Raw genomic sequence first — 17816 nt, 5'->3', positions numbered from 1 at the left:
CGGCGCCCCGGCTCGCCCAGGCAGCACCGGCGTCCAGGTACGCCAAAGGCCCGCAGGTGGTCATGCCGCTCTGGCCCGCCCAGGGCCAGCAGACGGCCACACCGCCCCGGCCCGCCCCAGCAGCACCGGAGACCGATCACCCCCTGACCGCCACCACCCCAAAGGCCGCTCCCGTCACCGCCTCCGCACCACCGGCCAGGTATTCCACCACCCCCGCCGAGAGAAGCACCTCATGACCCGGCCCCGCACCGGACCAGGCGCCCTCGCGGCCGGTGGCTCTCTCCCTCGCACCCCGCTGGACGTCCTCCGAACCCAGGTCACCGCCCACCTCGGTGCAGCCGCCCGCACCTGGCTCGCCCTCGCCCTGGACGAGGCAGCCGCCTGTGCGCACGCCCAAGGTCCCATCTCCCCCTGGGCGTTGCGCCTCGCCGAGGCAGGTCGCCGCTGCGGCACCGACCACGCGGACGCCGTACGCGTCCTGATCCTGACCGCCGCTCAGGCCGACCCGGACGCCCTCACCCGCGTCTACCGACAGGGCACCGCCGCCGAACGCCGAGCCGTCCTGTACGCCCTGCCTCACCTGGTCGCGGGCCCCGACGCCCTGCCCCTCGTCGAAGACGCTCTGCGTACCAACGACACGCGCCTCGTCGCAGCGGCAGTCGGCCCGTACGCCGCCCGTCACCTGGACGCCCACAACTGGCGCCACGCCGTGCTGAAGTGCCTGTTCACCGGCGTGCCCGTCGACGCGGTGGCCGACCTCCACCACCGGGCCCGGGCCGACACGGAACTCGCCCGCATGCTCGACGACTACGCCGCCGAACGCACCGCCGCCGGCCGCCCCGTCCCCGACGATCTGCACCGCGTCCTGGCCCTGACGGCGTCCGAAGCGAAGGAGTCCTGATGCGCATCTTCGACCCCCACATCCACATGACGTCCCGGACCACCGACGACTACCAGGCCATGTACACCGCAGGTGTCCGCGCCGTCGTCGAACCCTCCTTCTGGCTCGGCCAGCCCCGCACCTCGCCCGCCTCCTTCCTCGACTACTTCGACTCCCTCCTGGGCTGGGAACCCTTCCGCGCCGCCCAGTACGGCATCGCCCACCACTGCACGATCGCCCTCAACCCCAAAGAGGCGAACGACCCCCGCTGCACCCCCGTCCTCGACGAACTGCCCCGGTATCTCGCCAAGGACCACGTCGTCGCCGTCGGTGAGATCGGCTACGACTCGATGACCCCCGCCGAGGACACCGCTTTCGCCGCCCAGCTCCAGCTCGCCGCCGACCACGGCTTGCCCGCACTCGTCCACACCCCGCACCGCGACAAACTCGCCGGACTGCGCCGCACCCTGGACGTCGTACGGGAGTCGGCCCTGCCCCCGGAAAACGTGCTGGTCGACCATCTCAACGAGACCACCGTCAAGGAGGCCAAGGACAGCGGCTGCTGGCTCGGCTTCTCGGTCTATCCCGAGACCAAGATGGACGAGGAGCGGACGGTCGCCGTCCTCCGCGACTACGGCCCCGAACAGGTTTTGGTCAACTCCGCGGCCGACTGGGGCAGAAGCGACCCCCTCAAGACCCGCAGGGTCGGCGACCTGATGCTGGCGAAGGGCTTCACCGAGGACGACGTCGACCGCGTTCTGTGGCGCAATCCGGTCGCCTTCTACGGGCTCAGCGGCAGGCTGGACCTCGAAGTCGACGCGACCGGCGCCACCCACGAGGGCAACTCCGTCCTGCGCGGCGGGGAGTGACCGATGCGCTTCCGCCACCCCGACGGCTCCACCGTCCACCTCGCCTACTGCACCAACGTCCACCCCGCCGAAACCCTCGACGGCGTCCTCGCCCAACTCCGCGACCACTGCGAACCCGTACGCCGACGCCTCGGCCGCGACCGCCTCGGCATCGGACTGTGGCTGGCCAGGGACGCAGCCCACGCCCTGATCAACGACCCCTCCGCCCTGCGCCGCCTGCGCACCGAACTCGACCGGCGCGGCCTCGAAGTCGTCACCCTCAACGGCTTCCCCTACGAGGGATTCGGCGCCGAAGAGGTCAAGTACCGCGTCTACAAGCCGGACTGGGCAGACCCCGAGCGGCTCGCCCACACCACCGACCTGGCCCGAGTCCTCGCGGGTCTCCTCCCCGACGACGTCACCGAAGGCAGCATCTCCACCCTGCCCCTCGCCTGGCGCACCGCCCACGACCACAAGCGCGCGGCCACCGCCCTGACCGCCCTGGGCACCCTCGCGCAACGCCTCGACGCACTCGCCGAACTCACCGGCCGCTCCATCCGCGTGGGCCTGGAACCGGAACCCGGCTGCACCGTCGAGACCACCGCCGACGCCATCGCCCCGCTCACCGGGATCGGCCACGACCGCATCGGCATCTGCGTCGACACCTGCCACCTCGCCACCTCCTTCGAAGATCCGCACACCGCCCTGGACACGCTCGCCCAGGCAGGCGTCCGCGTCGTCAAGTCCCAGCTCTCCGCCGCCCTGCACGCCGAACACCCCCATCTGCCCGACGTCCGCGAGGCCCTCGCCGTCTTCGACGAACCCCGCTTCCTGCACCAGACCCGCACGGCCACCGCCGCCGGACTGCGCGGCACCGACGACCTGGGCGAGGCACTCGACGGCGACGCCCTGCCCGACGCCTCCCCATGGCGCGCCCACTTCCACGTCCCGCTCCACGCGGCCCCCGCCGCACCCCTCACCTCCACGCTTCCCGTACTCAAGTCCGCGCTGACCCGGCTCGTCGGCGGCCCGAACCCCCTCACCCGGCACCTGGAGGTCGAGACCTACACCTGGCAGGCCCTCCCACCCGAGCTACGACCCCGCGCCCGCGCCCAGCTCGCCGACGGCATCGCCGCCGAACTCACCCTCGCCCGCGACCTGTTGACCGACCTGGGCCTGAAAGAGCTGCCATGAGCCCCCACCCCGCCGACGAAGCCCCCGTCCGCTCCACCCCCCCCGTACCGTCGACGGCCACCACTCGGCCACCGGCGTGACAGCACCCCCGCTCCAACCGACCGGTCTCTCCTGACCGATCACCAGTGAAGCACCCACCACTGACAACGGCCCTTCCACCCAGAGGAGCTCCAGGCATGATCCGCACCCAGCACACGGACCCCGAACTCGCCCGCCGCCTCAGCCGAAGAGGCATGCTCGGCGTGGCCGCGGGCGCCACCGCCGCCGCTCTCCTCGGGGCCGCCTCCCCGGCCATCGCGGCCACCTCGCCACAGACCGCCGGCGCCGGCCGCGGCCGTCCCGTCCTGCCGCCCGGCCGACTCGGCATCCAGCTGTACAGCCTCCGCGACAAGGTCTCCACCCTGGGCTTCGCACCCGTCTTCGCCGAACTGAAGAAGTACGGCTACGACGAGGTCGAGTTCGCCGGATACACCCAGGGCTCCGCCGGCCCCATCACCCTCGCCCAGCTCAAGCGGCTCGCCCGCGACCACGGCCTGAACCCGATCGGCAGCCATGTCGGCTACTACGCCGACGACCCGAACGCGTACACCTTCGCGCAGAACCTCGACAAGGTTCTCGACGACGCACAGGCCCTCGGCCTCAAGCACATCGGCACGGCCTCGGGCCCGTTCCGCTACGGCTCCACCGTCGACGCCTGGAAGCGGGCGGCGGAGGAGTTCAACACGTACGGCGCGGCGGCCAGGGCACGCGGCATGAAGTTCTACCAGCACAACCACTCCGAGGAGTTCTCCTTCGCCACCGACAACCCGAAGGTCCGGCTCTACGACGTCCTGCTCGCCGAGACCGATCCCAGGCTCGTGTACCTGGAGATGGACATCTTCTGGGCGTACTCGGGCCAGTTCCGCTTCTCGAAGCGGCCCGACGGCACACCGGCGCCCTTCGAGCCCCTCGACTACGTCCTCAGGCAGCCCGACCGCTACCCCCTCTTCCACGTCAAGGACGGCGTGAGCGACCCGGGCAACCAGTACGGCTACCGCATGACCGACGTCGGTGACGGAGACATCGACTACCAGCGGTTCATCTCCGGTGTCACCCGGCTGCGTGGCCACCGCCTGGCGCACCACTGGCAGGCCGAGCACGACAACCCGACCGAGTCCTTCACCTTCGCGCGCCGCTCCAGCGAGCACCTCCACTCCCTGCGCGAGAAGTGCTGACGCAGCCACATACATGTGAAGCCGCGCGGACGTGAGGTCGCGGACACGTGAGGAGGCCCTCCCGGAATCCCGGGAGGGCCTCCTCACGCGCGCGTGCCGTCACCCGGCTGGCTGCGACTCCGCGGTCCGGGCAGCCGTCGTGCGACCCGGCTGCCGTAGCAGCAGGGCGATCACCGCCGCCACCATGGAGACCGCGCCGGCCAGGGCGTACGCGCCGTCATAACCCCAGGCCGCGACCACCATGGAGCCGAGGCCGCCACCGAACAGACCGCTGACCAGCTTGCCGCTGTACACCAGCCCGTAGTTGGAGGCGTTGTAGTTCTCCCCGAAGTAGTCCGGGGTGAGCGCCGCGAACAGCGGGTAGAACGCGCCGCCGCCGAAGCCGGAGAGGAAGGCGAAGAACAGGAACAGTGCCTCGCTCTTCGTGTCGCCCGCCCAGATCACCCCGAACTGGGCCAGGCCCAGGACGACGATGACGAACACCAGGGTGGGCTTGCGGCCCCATTTGTCGGACAGCCAGCCCACGACACCGCGGCCGATGCCGTTGATGACGGCCATGACACCCATGGACGAGGCGGCCACCAGCGGACCGAAACCCACCTCCTTGGCGAAGTCGACCTGGAAGGATATTCCGAAGATCGACACGCCGGCGGTCAGCACGATGGAGAGCCACATCAGGGGGAGCATGCCGGTCCTGACGGCTTCCTTGGGCGTGTACTGCTTCACCGCGGGAGGGTTCTTGGTGAGGCTCGTGGCGTTCTCCTCGTTGCCGGCGAACGTCAGCGGATCGATGTCCGCGGGCCACCAGTTCTTCGGGGGATCCTTGAAGAAGAAGGCGGACGCCAGGACCACGATCATGATGTAGCAGCCGATCAGGTCCAGGACCCGGTGGTAGTTCGCGGTGTCGAAGCCGTAGTTGAAGATGAAGATGAACGGCAGTGATCCGTACGCGAATCCGCCGTTGACGAACCCCGTTCTCGCTCCCCGGCGTTCGGGGAACCACTTGCCGACCATGTTGATGCAGGTCGCGTAGACCAGGCCGGCGCCGATGCCTCCGACGACGCCGAAGCCGAGGATCGCCAGCCAGACGTTGCCCAGGTGCGACAGGGCGAGGAATCCGAGGGCGCACAGGCCCGAGCCGATGTACATGGCCTTACGGGCCGTCAGGATGCCCCTCTCCCTCAGCCAGCCCGCGGGGAAGGCGATGCCGGCCTGGAAGAAGACCCAGACGCTGAGGATCCAGAAGGTGTTGCTCTGCGTCCAGCCGTGCGCGTGGGACAGGGTGTCCTCCGCCGAGCCGAACGCGTACTCGAAGACGCTGATGGCCATCATGGCGATCCATGGCAGGTACACCATGATCTTGCGGGAGTGACCGAGGATGTCCCGGTCGGTCTCGCCCACGCGGTAGACGCGACCGCGCGGGTCGGTCACCTCTCGGTAGGGACGGTGCGCGGCTTCGGGGTGGGTCGACGAGCTGTTCTTCGCGATGGGATCTGCCGTCATGTCAGGCCAATTCCTCCGTGTCAGACCATTTCCTTGCTGACGTGTCAGGCCATTTCTTCGCCGAGCGGTTGGGGGTTGGGGACGACCCGGCGGTCGGCCGCCGGCCTGCCCGGCGCCTTCAGGAACACCGCCAGTACGGCGGAGGCCAGTCCTATGGAGCCGGCCAGGACGAACGCGCCCTCGTAGTCCCAGTGGTCGACGACGACCGCGCCGACTCCGGAGCCGACGAGGCCGGAGATGAGTTTGGAGCTGTAGACCATTCCGTAGTTGGAGGCGTTGTTGTTCTCACCGAAGTAGTCGGCGGTCATGGCCGCGAACAGCGGGAAGATCGCCCCGCCGCCGAAACCGGAGACCATGGAGCAGAACAGGAAGAACGGCATGCTGCCCATCTGACCGGAGACCAGCACACCGAACTGGGCCGTGCCCAGCACCAGACAGACGATGATCAGCGTGTGGCGTCGCCCGTAACGGTCGGATATCCAGCCGATGACACCGCGACCGGTGCCGTTCACGATGGCCTTCAGGGACATCGCCGTGGCCACGATCCCGCCCGCGAAACCCATGTCCTTGCCGAAGGGCACCTGGAAGGCGATACCGAAGATGTTGATGCCGGCGGTGCACAGCAGGCAGAACCACATCATCCAGAGAACGGGCTGCCGGGCGGCTTCCCTCGGGACGTACTGCTTGACCGCCGGCGGGTTCTTCTCCAGCGCCCGACGGATCTTCGGGTCGTCGGTGAGCTTGAGCGGGTCGACGTGCGACGGCCACCAGTTCTTCGGCGGGTCCTTGAAGAACCAGCCGGCCGACGCCACGACCAGGCACAGTCCGACGCCGACACAGGCGAGCACGGTCTGGTAGTTGCTCAGATCCATGTACGAGGTGAACAGGAACACGAAGGGCACCGACCCGTAGGCGAAGCCGCCGTTGACGAACCCGGTCTTGCCGCCCTTGCGCTCCGGATACCACTTGCCGACCATGTTGACGCAGGTCGCGTAGACGAGACCGGCGCCGATACCGCTGCACATGCCGAAGCCGAAGTAGGCCACGAGAACATTGGGTGCGTACGCCAGTGAGACGTAGCCGAGCATGGTGCCGACCGCGCCGATCATCATCGCCGTGCGGGCAGGCAGCTTGCCGCTCTCCCGCAGCTGACCGGCGGGGAAGGCCACGGCCGCCTGGAAGAACACCCAGACGCCCATCAGCCAGAAGATGTGCCCGCTGTCCCACAGATGGGCCTCGTGGAGGGTGTCCTCCGCGGACGTGAACGCGTACTCGGCGGAGCTGATACCCATCATGCCTATCCACGGCAGGATGACCATCCACTTGCGCCTGCGGCCCATGATGTCGATGTCGGATTCACCGACGCGGTACACGCGGCCGTTGTGGTCCGTCACCTCCCGGTACGGTACGGACGTCGAATAGTCGATGGTTGTCATCTTGGTCAAGACTCCTTGCGTCGAAAGATCTGGCCAGCGCCCCCTGTCCAAATGCCTTTCGTGCGCGCATGGGTCCCGAGGCCGGCCGACGCGCACCGTCGGACGCCCCCTTCGCCGGGTTACGTCATGAACCGCCCCCCAACTGCCGGGAGGCGCCGCACCTTTGTGGTGCGCTCCGAGGTCCTCACGTTGGCCAGCAAGCGTGTCGCCGACGGACCGGACTGCACATGCGTCATGTCCAGGACGCGAATCCCCGTAAGAGCCCTCGTCGTCACACGTCACCTCGCTAGCCCGTTGCCTTGTCCGTTGCCCTGAGCGTCCTGGTCCCGCCGTTCTCGAGTACCGCTTGGCACATTGCATACAGTCGACGAATACTGTATGAAGATTGTTATCCCGCATCCGGTGGGGTGATGTCCAGGGGGCGTGCGGCACTTTTAGGACGGGAGCCGAATCATGGACCTGTACGAGCACCAAGCCTGCGGACTCTTCGAAGAGCGCGGCATCCTCGTACCGAGGGCGGGGGCCACCGACTCGCCTGAGGCGGCCACAAGGCCACACGGTCGGCAAGGTCATGGTGGACCAGACCGTCGAACTCGCCGACGTCGAGAGCGAGTTCTAAGTCTCCTACGTCCTTGACCGTACGGCGGGCCGCTTGCTGGCGATCGCCTCAGCCGAGGGCGTCACCTCCGCGAAGGCCACGGAGATCGCCGAAGCCGCAGGGCTACTGCCACCGGAGTCCGCCGACGTCCTCCTACGGCTGTGGCAGGTGGCGCTGGAGGCGGTCGGCCTTCAGGTGGGGAACGCCCCGATCGAGACGGCCCGCCTGGTACTCGCCCTCCTGGACGCCGACCGCGACGCCGACCGCGACACGCGGCCATGGCCGACAGTCGGTGACCACCGGCCCGTACGACCCCGCCGTGGCCCAGAACCCCCACGGCGCCCGACAACCCGACAGTGCTCCACGACGTAACCGCGTCCATGACCCCCTCGCGCCGCTGCACCCCCTCGTACCCCCGCCCCCGACTGTGCACCGAGAGCGGAGACACCGCATGACCACCACCCTCGACTCCACCCGATCCACCCACCTCGTGGTGAAGTCCGGCACGGCCTGGACCGACGCCTGGCAGCGATGCCTCGTCGTCGCCCCCGAGGCGTTCCGCGACGACCGTGTCCTCAACCTCTGGAACTCCGCCTGGCAGGCGGACGGCCGGGCCCGGCCCGCCTCCAGCCCCGTCGACGGCAGCCCCATCGTCGGTCCGCCGCGCCTGGACCGGGACACCGCCCGCCAGGCCGTACGCGCCTCCCTCGACCAGCACCGCGACTGGCGGCACGTTCCGCTCGTCGAGCGTCGCGCCCGCGTCGCGGCCACTCTCGACGCCCTCACCCACCACCGCGAACTCCTCGCACTCCTGCTCGTCTGGGAGATCGGCAAGCCCTGGCGGCTCGCCCAGGCGGACGTCGACCGGGCCATCGACGGAGTCCGCTGGTATGCCGACGGCATCGAACCGATGGTCGCCGACCGGGCGCCGCTGGACGGCCCCGTCTCCAACATCGCCAGCTGGAACTACCCGATGAGCGTGCTCGTTCACGCGATGCTGGTCCAGGCACTGGCAGGCAACGCGGTCATCGCCAAGACCCCGACCGACGGCGGTGTCGCCTGTCTGACCCTGGCCTGCGCGCTCGCCGCCCGTGAGGGGATTCCCGTCACCCTCGTCAGCGGCAGCGGGGGCGAGTTGTCCGAGGCGCTGGTGCGGGCGCCCGAGATCGGCTGTGTCTCCTTCGTGGGCGGTCGCGACACGGGCGCCGCGGTGGCCACGGCAGTCGCCGATCTCGGCAAACGCCACGTCCTCGAACAGGAAGGGCTCAACACCTGGGGCATCTGGAACTACTCGGACTGGGACGCCCTCACGGCCGTCGTCCCCAAGCTCTTCGACTACGGCAAACAGCGCTGCACGGCGTACCCGCGCTTCGTCGTCCAACGGGAACTGTTCGACGAGTTCCTGACGGCGTACCTCCCGGCGGTACGCACCCTGCGCGTCGGACACCCGCTCGCCGTCGAGAAAGCCGACGACCCTTACCCGGCACTGGACTTCGGGCCCGTGATCAACGCGGCCAAGGCGAAGGAGCTGCACGACCAGGTCGCCGAGGCCATCGCTCGCGGCGCCGTTCCCCTGCACCGCGCCAGTGAGACCGACTCGCGCTTCCTGCCCGGCCAGGACACCTCGGCGTACGTGCAGCCGGTCACGCTCCTGGCCCCGCCGCCCTCCTCGCCGCTGCACCACGCGGAGCCGTTCGGGCCGGTCGACACCATCGTCCTGGTCGACACGGAGGCGGAGCTGCTCGCCGCGATGAACGCCTCCAACGGCGCGCTGGTGGCCACCCTGTCCACGGACGACCGGGCGACCTACGACCGGCTGGCCCCACAGATCCGCGCCTTCAAGGTCGGCCACGGCAAGCCGCGTTCGCGGGGTGACCGCGACGAGTTGTTCGGCGGGTTCGGCGCGTCCTGGCGCGGCGCGTTCGTCGGCGGCGAGCTGCTGGTGCGCGCGGTGACCCAGGGACCGGCGGGCGAGCGGCTGCCCGGGAACTTCCCGGAGTACCAGCTCATGCCGTGACCGCGGCGGGGCGGCGCCCGCGCGGGGGCGCCGCCCGGCGGACATCGCGTGCACACACGTCGACGTAACAGTGAGGTGGCGATCATGACGAAGGCTCTTGAGGGGATTCGCGTCCTGGACATGACGCATGTGCAGTCCGGTCCGTCGGCGACGCAGCTGCTGGCCTGGCTGGGCGCGGATGTGGTGAAGGTGGAGGCACCCGGCGGGGACATCACCCGCCGGCAGCTGCGGGACGTTCCGGACGCGGACTCCCTCTACTTCACGATGCTCAACTGCAACAAGCGCAGTGTCACCCTCAACACCAAGTCCGAGCGGGGCAAGGAGATTCTGACCGAGCTGATCCGGCGGTCGGACGTGCTGGTCGAGAACTTCGGACCGGGTGCGGTGGACCGGATGGGTTTCACCTGGGACCGGATCAGGGAGATCAACCCTCGGGTGGTGTACGCGTCGATCAAGGGCTTCGGGGAGGGCCCGTACACGGACTTCAAGGCCTACGAGGTGGTCGCCCAGGCGATGGGCGGCTCCATGGCCACCACCGGGTTCGAGGACGGGCCGCCGATGGCGACCGGGGCGCAGATCGGCGACTCCGGGACCGGCATCCACGCGGTCGCCGGCATTTTGGCCGCCCTGTTCCAGCGTGAGACGACCGGGCGGGGGCAGCGGGTGAATGTGGCGATGCAGCACGCGGTACTCAACCTGTGCAGGGTGAAACTGCGCGACCAGCAGCGGCTGGCGCGCGGGACCCTGGCCGAATACCCCACCGAGGACTTCGGGGACGAGGTGCCCCGTTCGGGGAACGCGTCGGGTGGTGGTCAGCCCGGCTGGGCCGTGCGCTGCGCGCCGGGCGGCCCCAACGACTACGTGTACGTCATCGTCCAGCCGCCCGGCTGGAAGCCCCTCGCCGCGCTGATCGGCCGGCCCGAACTCGCCGACGACCCCGAATGGGCCACCCCCGAGGCACGGCTGCCGAAGCTGGCGAAAATGTTCCAGCTGATCGAGGAATGGACGTCGACCCTGCCGAAATGGCAGGTCCTGGAACGGCTGAACGCATACAACATCCCCTGCGGGCCGATCCTCTCCACCAAGGAGATCATCGAGGACCCCTCACTCGCCGCCAACGACATGATCGTCACCGTCGAGCACCCCGAACGCGGTCACTTCACCACGGTCGGCAACCCTCTCAAACTCTCCGACTCGCCCACCCACATCACCACTCCGCCCCTCCTGGGTCAGCACACCGCCGGCATTCTCATAGGCGAACTCGGCCTGGGCGAGGATGAGTTGCCGGCCCTCAGGGCGCAGGGTGTGATCTGACCGCCGGCGGCCGACGCCGCTTCCACTCCGTTCCGGGCGAGGCGCAGAGATCCGCGCCTCGCCCGGAACGGCGCTTGTTCGAACCCAACCGGAGTGAGGTAGCCCAGCATGTCGACCCACGCACCCCGTCCCGCCCACCCTGCCCACAGCGCACCCGGTGCCGGCCCCGGCGCCGGCACGGTCACCGACCGGCTCGTGGAGGCCAACCGTGCCTACGCCGCCGACTTCGCCGATCCGGGGATGGACGCCCGCCCGGTGCTGCGCGTGGCGGTCGTGGCCTGTATGGACGCCCGTATCGACCTGCACGCGGCGCTCGGCCTGCGACTCGGCGACTGCCACACCGTCCGCAACGCCGGCGGTGTCGTCACCGACGACACCATCCGTTCCCTGACGATCAGCCAGCGTGCGCTCGGTACTCGCAGCGTCGTCCTCATCCACCACACCGGCTGCGGCCTCCAGACCCTCACCGAGGACTTCCGGCACGAACTGGAGCTGGAGGTCGGCCAGCGCCCGGCGTGGGCGGTGGAGGCCTTCCGGGACGTCGACCAGGACGTACGGCAGTCGATGCAGCGCGTGCGCACCTCGCCGTTCCTGCCGCACACGGACGACGTACGGGGCTTCGTCTTCGACGTGACGACCGGACTGCTGCGGGAGATCGACCCGAGTTCCTGACCCTGCCTGCCCTCTGCCCTCTGCCCTCTGCCTCGTCGTCACGCGTTCCGTTCGGCCGGCGCCGCGATCTGCTCGCAGTAGAAGTCGTTGGTGTTGGCGGTGCGTCGCAGCCCGGCCGGCGAAGACCCTCGCGGCCTCCTGAACTCCGGAACGGCCGGACGGAAACTCCGTCCGGAAGTCGGCCCGTTCGGATTCCTTCGCGAGTGCCGGTTCCGGCTCAGTCCTTGCCCGCCCCGGCGGCGATCTGCCTGCGGTAGAAGTCGGTCGTACGCTCGGTGTGCTTGCGCATGACCTCGCCCGCGCGGACCGCGTCCCCCTTGGCGATGGCCTTGATGAGCTGCGTGTGCTCGTTCCAGGCCTCCTTGCCGCGGGGCTTGGCGATGGGCGTGTAGTACCAGCGGACCTTCTGGCCCACCTGAGAGAGCATCTCGGCCAGGACGTCGTTGGCGGCCAACGAGGTGACGAAGGCGTGCAGGGCGGTGTTGGCCGCGACCAGGCGCTCGATGTCGTCGGCGGCGAGGGCGTCGACGCCCTGCATCTGAAGCTCGCAGAGGTGGTCGACGTCCTCGGGCTTCGCGTTCGCGGCGGCGAGCTGAGCCGAGTAGGTCTCCAACACCGATCGGACGCCCAGGAGTTGGGCGGCTTCCTCCTCGGTGGGGGAGTGGACGAAGGCACCCTGGGCGGGCCGCAGGTCGACCCAGCCGGCGGTCTGAAGGCGTTGCAGCGCCTCGCGGACCGGTTGCCTGCTGACCCCGAGATGCTCGGCGAGCTCGGCCTCGACCAGATGCTGACCGGGCTTGAGGGAGCCGCTGACGATCAGTTCGGTCAGGGCGTCGTACACGGCCTGGCGCAGTGGTGCCGGGCGGGTGACGCGCCGGGACGCTGCGGCCGTGAGTGCCTCGCGCATGGTTGTCCCGTTCTGCCGCCGGGCCGACGGCTTGCCAAGAGGTGGCCGCCGTGTGGGTTGCCGACGACGGCTGCAGCATACAGGTTTTGGTATGCAACATGGCGAGAGCCGTAAGGCCTACAGGCTTCTGTAACTGTCGTCTGTATACAGAAGCCTGTATGGGGTATTGTCTCAGTCTCCTGCAACCCCCGCCGGGGACCCGCGTGACGGAAGGCGGAGTGATCATGACGACCAGCGGGAGTGACAAGTCGGTCGAGAGCGTGGTCCGGAGGGTGGTGGCCGACCACCGGGATCAGCGCGGCCCGCTGCTGCCCGTACTGCACGCGGTCCAGGCCGAGTTGGGCCATGTGCCGCAGGCGGCGATTCCGGAGCTGGCCGACGCGCTCAACCTCTCCCGGGCGGATGTCCACGGAGTGGTGACCTTCTACCACGACTTCCGTCGCGAGCCCGCCGGCCGCAACACCGTGCGCATCTGCCGCGCGGAGGCCTGTCAGGCCCTGGGCGCCGACCGCCTCGTGAGCTACGCGCGCGAGAGCGGACTGACTCTGGGGGAGACCTCTGCGGACGGTTCGGTCACCGTCGAGCAGGTCTTCTGCCTGGGCAACTGCGCGCTGGGGCCGGCGGTGGAGGCGAACGGACGTCTGTACGGGCGAGTGAGCCCGGCCCGACTGGGCTCCCTCCTCGGCGGGACGCTCAGGGGCACGCCGAACGAGACGCGAAACGGCACGTTCGACGGGACGGTCTCCTCATGACCAACTCCTCGCAGGCCACGGCGACGGTCTACGTCCCCCGCGACTCGGCGGCCAGGTCCGTCGGCGCGGACGAGGTGGCGGACGCTCTGCAACGGGCTGCCACGCATGGGGAGTTCGCCATCGACGTCGTACGCAACGGGTCACGCGGCATGCTGTGGCTGGAGCCGATGGTCGAGGTCGTGACCCCGAGAGGCCGCGTCGGCTACGGCCCGGTGACCCCTGATGACGTGGACGGACTTCTGGCCGCCGGCCTGCTGGACGGCGCGGACCACCCGCTGCGGCTCGGCCTCGTCGACGAACTCCCCTGGCTGGCCCGCCAGACACGCGTCACCTTCGCCAGAGTGGGCGTGACCGACCCCCTGTCGACGCGGGACTACGTCGAGCACGGCGGCCTGGCCGGACTGCGCGCCGCCCTGGACATGGCGCCCGCCGACGTGGTCGCCGAGGTCACCGCATCCGGACTGCGCGGACGTGGCGGCGCCGGATTCCCGGCCGGTATCAAGTGGAAGACGGTGCTGGACCACGCCGACGAGCTGAAGTTCGTCTGCTGCAACGCCGACGAGGGGGACAGCGGGACCTTCGCCGATCGCATGGTCATGGAGGGCGACCCGTTCCTGCTCATCGAGGGCATGACCATCGCCGCGCACGCGGTCGGCGCGAGCGAGGGCTACCTCTACATCCGCTCCGAATACCCGGACGCCATCGCCACGATGCGCGAGGCGATCGAACTCGCCCGTGAGCACGGCTGGTTGGGCAAGGGCATCCTCGGCTCCGCACTCGACTTCGACCTGTACGTCCGCGTCGGCGCCGGCGCGTACATCTGCGGCGAGGAGACCTCGATGCTGGAGAGTCTGGAGGGCAAGCGGGGCACGGTCCGGGCGAAGCCGCCGATCCCGGCGATCGAGGGCCTGTTCGGCAAACCGACCGTGGTGAACAACGTCCTCACCCTGACCACCGTCCCGGTCGTGCTCGCGAACGGAGCGAAGGCCTACCAGGACCTCGGCGTCGGCCGCTCGCGCGGCACCCAGGTATTCCAGCTCGGCGGCAACATCGAGCGCGGCGGCATCGTCGAGACGGCTTTCGGCATCACCCTGCGCGAACTGATCGAGGACTACGGCGGCGGGACCCGAACCGGCCGCCCGGTGCGCACAGCACAGGTCGGCGGCCCGCTCGGCGCCTATCTGCCGACGTCGATGTTCGACCTGCCGATGGACTACGAGGCGTTCGCCGAGGCCGGCGCGATGCTCGGTCACGGCGGGATCGTCGTCTTCGACGACAGCGTCGACATGGCGGCGCAGGCCCGCTTCGCGATGGAGTTCTGCGCCGAGGAGTCCTGCGGCAAGTGCACACCGTGCAGGGTCGGTTCGGTGCGCGGCGTCGAGGTGATCGACAAGATCGTGGCCGGTACGCACCGGGACGAGAACCTCGCCCTGCTCGAAGACCTCTGCGACCTGATGACCGACGGCTCGCTGTGCGCGATGGGCGGGCTGACCCCGATGCCCGTACGCAGCGCCCTCACCCACTTCCCCGACGACTTCCTCGGCGGCCGTCGACTCCTGGACATCCGACCGGTCCAGGCCAACCAGCCGGTCCAGGCGAACCAACCCGTACAGGCGAGCGGCGTGAGGACGGAGGGAACGGCATGACACTCCTCAAGGAACCCGACTTCGGAACCCCGGAACGGCCCGGCCCGGCAACGGTGTCCGTGGAGGTGGACGGCCTGCCGGTGACCGTCCCCGAGGGCACCTCGGTGATGCGCGCCGCCGCGCAGGCAGGCGTCGGCATCCCCAAACTGTGCGCCACCGACAGCCTGGAGGCGTTCGGCTCCTGCCGGCTGTGCGTGGTCGAGATCGACGGCCGGCGCGGCACCCCGGCGTCCTGCACCACCCCGTGCGCCGACGGGATGAAGGTGAGCACGCAGACGCCGAAGGTGGAGAAGCTCCGCCAGGGCGTCATGGAGCTCTACATCTCCGACCATCCTCTCGACTGCCTCACCTGCCCGGCCAACGGAGACTGCGAACTCCAGGACATGGCAGGCGTGGTGGGGCTCAGGCAGGTCCGCTACGGCTACGAGGGGGCGAACCATCTCGAAGCCGAGAAGGACACCTCCAACCCCTACTTCGACTTCGACCCGTCCAAGTGCATAGCCTGCTCCCGCTGCGTACGGGCCTGCGGTGAGGTCCAGGGCACCTTCGCGCTCACCATCGAGGGGCGCGGCTTCGACTCCAAGGTCTCGGCAGGCGCCGGCGAGACGTTCATGGACTCCGAGTGCGTGTCCTGCGGCGCCTGCGTCCAGGCCTGCCCGACGTCGACGCTCCAGGAGCGCTCGGTAGTCGAACTCGGCATGCCCACCAGGTCGGTTGTGACCACCTGCGCCTACTGTGGGGTCGGCTGCTCCTTCAAGGCCGAGTTGCGCGGCGACGAACTGGTGCGCATGGTGCCGTACAAGGACGGCGGGGCGAACGAGGGTCACTCGTGCGTGAAGGGCCGTTTCGCCTTCGGCTACGCCACCCACCCCGACCGCCAAATCAGGCCCATGGTCCGCGAGAAGATCACCGATCCCTGGCGCGAGGTCGAGTGGGACGAGGCGATCGGCACCGTGGCCCGCCGTATGCGCGAGCTCCAGGACCGGTACGGCACGAGTTCGGTCGGCGCCATCACCTCCTCGCGCTGTACCAACGAAGAGGTGTACGTCGTACAGAAGATGGTGCGCGCTGCCTTCGGCAACAACAACGTCGACACCTGCGCCCGCGTCTGCCACTCCCCGACGGGATACGGACTCAAGCAGACCTTCGGCGAGTCGGCGGGCACCCAGGACTTCCGTTCCGTGGCCGAGGCCGACGTGATCATGGTGATCGGCGCCAACCCCACTGACGGGCACCCGGTGTTCGCGTCCCGGATGAAGCGTCGGCTGCGCGAGGGCGCCAAGCTGATCGTCATCGATCCGCGCCGTATCGACCTCGTACGCTCGCCGCACATCGAGGCCTCGCACCACCTCCAGCTCAGGCCGAGCACCAACGTCGCCGTCGTGAACGCCATGGCCCATGTGGTGGTCGCCGAGGGCCTGTTCGACCGTGACTTCGTGGACGCCAGGTGCGAGGACTTCGACGAGTGGGCGGAGTTCGTCGCCCGCCCCGAGAACAGCCCGGAGGCGGTCGAACCCATCACCGGCGTTCCGGCCGCCGAACTCCGGGCCGCCGCAAAGCTGTACGCGACCGCCCCCAACGGAGCCATCTACTACGGCCTCGGCGTCACCGAGCACAGTCAGGGCTCGACCATGGTCATGGGAATGGCCAACCTCGCGATGGCGTGCGGCAACATCGGCCGGGACGGCGTCGGCGTGAACCCCCTGCGCGGCCAGAACAACGTGCAGGGCTCCTGTGACATGGGCTCGTTCCCGCACGAACTCCCCGGCTATCGCCATGTCTCCGACGACGCGGTGCGTACCGTCTTCGAGAACCTCTGGGGAGGAACCCTCCTGGCCGAACCGGGACTTCGTATCCCGAACATGTTCGACGCGGCGATCGACGGCACCTTCCGCGGCCTGTTCGTCCACGGTGAGGACATCGCGCAGTCGGATCCCAACCTGGGGCACGTCACCGCCGCGCTCGAAGCGATGGAACTGGTCGTCGTACAGGACCTGTTCCTCAACGAGACGGCCAAGTTCGCCCATGTCTTCCTGCCCGGGGCGTCGTTCCTGGAGAAGGACGGCACGTTCACCAACGCCGAACGCCGGATCAACCGGGTGCGCGCGGTGATGAAGCCGAAGACGGGCAAGCACGAGTGGGAGATCGTCAGCGAGATCGCCACCGCCATGGGCTACCCGATGGCGTACGACCGTCCGAGCCAGATCATGGACGAGATCGCGTCGGTCACCCCGACCTTCACCGGTGTCTCCTTCGAGCTGCTGGACAAGCTCGGCAGCATCCAGTGGCCGTGCAACGAGGAGGCGCCGGAAGGGACGCCCATCATGCACGTCGACGAATTCGTGCGCGGCAAGGGCCGGTTCGTGGTCACCTCCTACGTGCCGACCAACGAACGCAGCACGCGGCGCTTCCCGTTGGTTTTGACGACGGGACGCATCCTCAGCCAGTACAACGTCGGCGCGCAGACCCGTCGTACCGGCAACGTCGCCTGGCACCCCGAGGACATCCTCGAACTGCACCCGCACGACGCCGAGGACCGGGGCATCAAGAACGGCGACATGGTCACCCTCGCCAGCCGCGTCGGACAGACGTCGCTGCGCGCGGAGATCTCCGATCGGATGCCCACCGGGGTCGTCTACACCACGTTCCACCATCCCGTGACCGGCGCCAACGTGGTGACCACGGAGAACTCCGACTGGGCGACCAACTGCCCGGAGTACAAGGTGACCGCCGTACAGGTCGGCCTCGCCCGCCCGACGCGGGCGGCCGAAGCCGAACCGGCGGCGGACGACATGGTCATGGTGGTGGACTGACATGGTCGCAGCCGCCGTACCA

General features: G+C 69.1%; 13 protein-coding genes and 1 pseudogene. 11 read left to right on the top strand and 3 right to left on the bottom strand.

Translation table 11 applies throughout. From position 1 onward, the window contains the following. Positions 1 to 232: 232 nt before the first annotated feature. The 4 genes from QA861_RS06865 to QA861_RS06850 all read left to right on the top strand — a co-directional run bounded on the left by QA861_RS06865 (position 233) and on the right by QA861_RS06850 (position 4136). Positions 233 to 901 (top strand): EboA domain-containing protein, encoded by a 669-nt coding sequence (locus QA861_RS06865; RefSeq protein ID WP_334587311.1) that lies wholly within the window; start codon positions 233 to 235, stop codon positions 899 to 901. After that, positions 901 to 1749, top strand: a complete 849-nt coding sequence (locus tag QA861_RS06860; RefSeq protein ID WP_334587310.1) for a TatD family hydrolase — start codon at positions 901 to 903, stop codon at positions 1747 to 1749. The genes QA861_RS06865 and QA861_RS06860 overlap by 1 nt, the downstream gene beginning before the upstream one ends. Positions 1750 to 1752: 3 nt before the next feature. Further along, positions 1753 to 2922, top strand: coding sequence for a metabolite traffic protein EboE (eboE, locus tag QA861_RS06855; RefSeq protein WP_334587309.1), 1170 nt, complete (start codon positions 1753 to 1755; stop codon positions 2920 to 2922). A gap of 176 nt (positions 2923 to 3098) precedes the next feature. After that, positions 3099 to 4136 carry a sugar phosphate isomerase/epimerase family protein gene (locus QA861_RS06850; RefSeq protein ID WP_334587308.1) on the top strand — a complete coding sequence of 346 codons (1038 nt, stop codon included), beginning with the start codon at positions 3099 to 3101 and terminating at the stop codon, positions 4134 to 4136. A gap of 99 nt (positions 4137 to 4235) precedes the next feature. Here QA861_RS06850 and QA861_RS06845 read toward each other — a convergent pair whose 3' ends face one another. Then, positions 4236 to 5639 (bottom strand): OFA family MFS transporter, encoded by a 1404-nt coding sequence (locus tag QA861_RS06845; RefSeq protein WP_334587307.1) that lies wholly within the window; start codon positions 5637 to 5639, stop codon positions 4236 to 4238. Between the two features lie 44 nt (positions 5640 to 5683). Next, positions 5684 to 7075: an OFA family MFS transporter gene (locus QA861_RS06840; RefSeq protein WP_334587306.1), complete on the bottom strand. Its 1392-nt coding sequence runs from the start codon at positions 7073 to 7075 to the stop codon at positions 5684 to 5686. Between the two features lie 453 nt (positions 7076 to 7528). Between QA861_RS06840 and QA861_RS06835 the strand changes: the two are divergent. The 4 genes and pseudogenes from QA861_RS06835 to QA861_RS06820 all read left to right on the top strand — a co-directional run. Further along, positions 7529 to 7949, top strand: a pseudogene (locus tag QA861_RS06835) (ADP-forming succinate--CoA ligase subunit beta); the annotation flags it as partial. Positions 7950 to 8124: 175 nt separating this feature from the next. Continuing rightward, complete coding sequence (locus tag QA861_RS06830) at positions 8125 to 9690, top strand: aldehyde dehydrogenase family protein (RefSeq protein ID WP_334587305.1); 1566 nt, start codon at positions 8125 to 8127, stop codon at positions 9688 to 9690. Between the two features lie 84 nt (positions 9691 to 9774). Next, on the top strand, positions 9775 to 11004 hold the full coding sequence (gene frc, locus QA861_RS06825; RefSeq protein WP_334587304.1) for a formyl-CoA transferase: 1230 nt from the start codon (positions 9775 to 9777) through the stop codon (positions 11002 to 11004). Positions 11005 to 11112: 108 nt separating this feature from the next. Then, positions 11113 to 11676: a beta-class carbonic anhydrase gene (locus tag QA861_RS06820; protein WP_334587303.1), complete on the top strand. Its 564-nt coding sequence runs from the start codon at positions 11113 to 11115 to the stop codon at positions 11674 to 11676. 217 nt (positions 11677 to 11893) lie between these two features. On the opposite strand, the gene QA861_RS06815 is transcribed toward QA861_RS06820, so the two are convergent. Next, a complete protein-coding gene (locus tag QA861_RS06815) occupies positions 11894 to 12583 on the bottom strand; it encodes a GntR family transcriptional regulator (protein WP_334587302.1) in 690 nt (229 codons plus the stop codon). 224 nt (positions 12584 to 12807) lie between these two features. On the opposite strand from QA861_RS06815, the gene QA861_RS06810 reads away from it, so the two are divergent. The 3 genes from QA861_RS06810 to fdhF are packed head-to-tail and all read left to right on the top strand — an operon-like array spanning position 12808 to position 17794. Next, a complete protein-coding gene (locus QA861_RS06810) occupies positions 12808 to 13335 on the top strand; it encodes a formate dehydrogenase subunit gamma (protein WP_334587301.1) in 528 nt (175 codons plus the stop codon). Further along, a complete protein-coding gene (locus tag QA861_RS06805) occupies positions 13332 to 14981 on the top strand; it encodes a formate dehydrogenase beta subunit (protein ID WP_334587300.1) in 1650 nt (549 codons plus the stop codon). The genes QA861_RS06810 and QA861_RS06805 overlap by 4 nt, the downstream gene beginning before the upstream one ends. After that, positions 14978 to 17794, top strand: coding sequence for a formate dehydrogenase subunit alpha (fdhF, locus tag QA861_RS06800; RefSeq protein ID WP_334587299.1), 2817 nt, complete (start codon positions 14978 to 14980; stop codon positions 17792 to 17794). The genes QA861_RS06805 and fdhF overlap by 4 nt, the downstream gene beginning before the upstream one ends. Positions 17795 to 17816: the final 22 nt, after the last annotated feature.

The sequence above is a fragment of the Streptomyces sp. B21-083 genome, from assembly GCF_036898825.1.
Classification (GTDB): Bacteria; Actinomycetota; Actinomycetes; order Streptomycetales; family Streptomycetaceae; genus Streptomyces.
This window is presented reverse-complemented; position numbering and strand designations above follow the sequence as displayed.

Coding starts and splice junctions, on each gene's coding strand:
- QA861_RS06865 (WP_334587311.1), top strand. CDS start 233: ATGACCCGGCCCCGCACCGGACCAGGCGCCCTCGCGGCCGGTGGCTCT.
- QA861_RS06860 (WP_334587310.1), top strand. CDS start 901: ATGCGCATCTTCGACCCCCACATCCACATGACGTCCCGGACCACCGAC.
- eboE (WP_334587309.1), top strand. CDS start 1,753: ATGCGCTTCCGCCACCCCGACGGCTCCACCGTCCACCTCGCCTACTGC.
- QA861_RS06850 (WP_334587308.1), top strand. CDS start 3,099: ATGATCCGCACCCAGCACACGGACCCCGAACTCGCCCGCCGCCTCAGC.
- QA861_RS06845 (WP_334587307.1), bottom strand. CDS start 5,639: ATGACGGCAGATCCCATCGCGAAGAACAGCTCGTCGACCCACCCCGAA.
- QA861_RS06840 (WP_334587306.1), bottom strand. CDS start 7,075: ATGACAACCATCGACTATTCGACGTCCGTACCGTACCGGGAGGTGACG.
- QA861_RS06830 (WP_334587305.1), top strand. CDS start 8,125: ATGACCACCACCCTCGACTCCACCCGATCCACCCACCTCGTGGTGAAG.
- frc (WP_334587304.1), top strand. CDS start 9,775: ATGACGAAGGCTCTTGAGGGGATTCGCGTCCTGGACATGACGCATGTG.
- QA861_RS06820 (WP_334587303.1), top strand. CDS start 11,113: ATGTCGACCCACGCACCCCGTCCCGCCCACCCTGCCCACAGCGCACCC.
- QA861_RS06815 (WP_334587302.1), bottom strand. CDS start 12,583: ATGCGCGAGGCACTCACGGCCGCAGCGTCCCGGCGCGTCACCCGCCCG.
- QA861_RS06810 (WP_334587301.1), top strand. CDS start 12,808: ATGACGACCAGCGGGAGTGACAAGTCGGTCGAGAGCGTGGTCCGGAGG.
- QA861_RS06805 (WP_334587300.1), top strand. CDS start 13,332: ATGACCAACTCCTCGCAGGCCACGGCGACGGTCTACGTCCCCCGCGAC.
- fdhF (WP_334587299.1), top strand. CDS start 14,978: ATGACACTCCTCAAGGAACCCGACTTCGGAACCCCGGAACGGCCCGGC.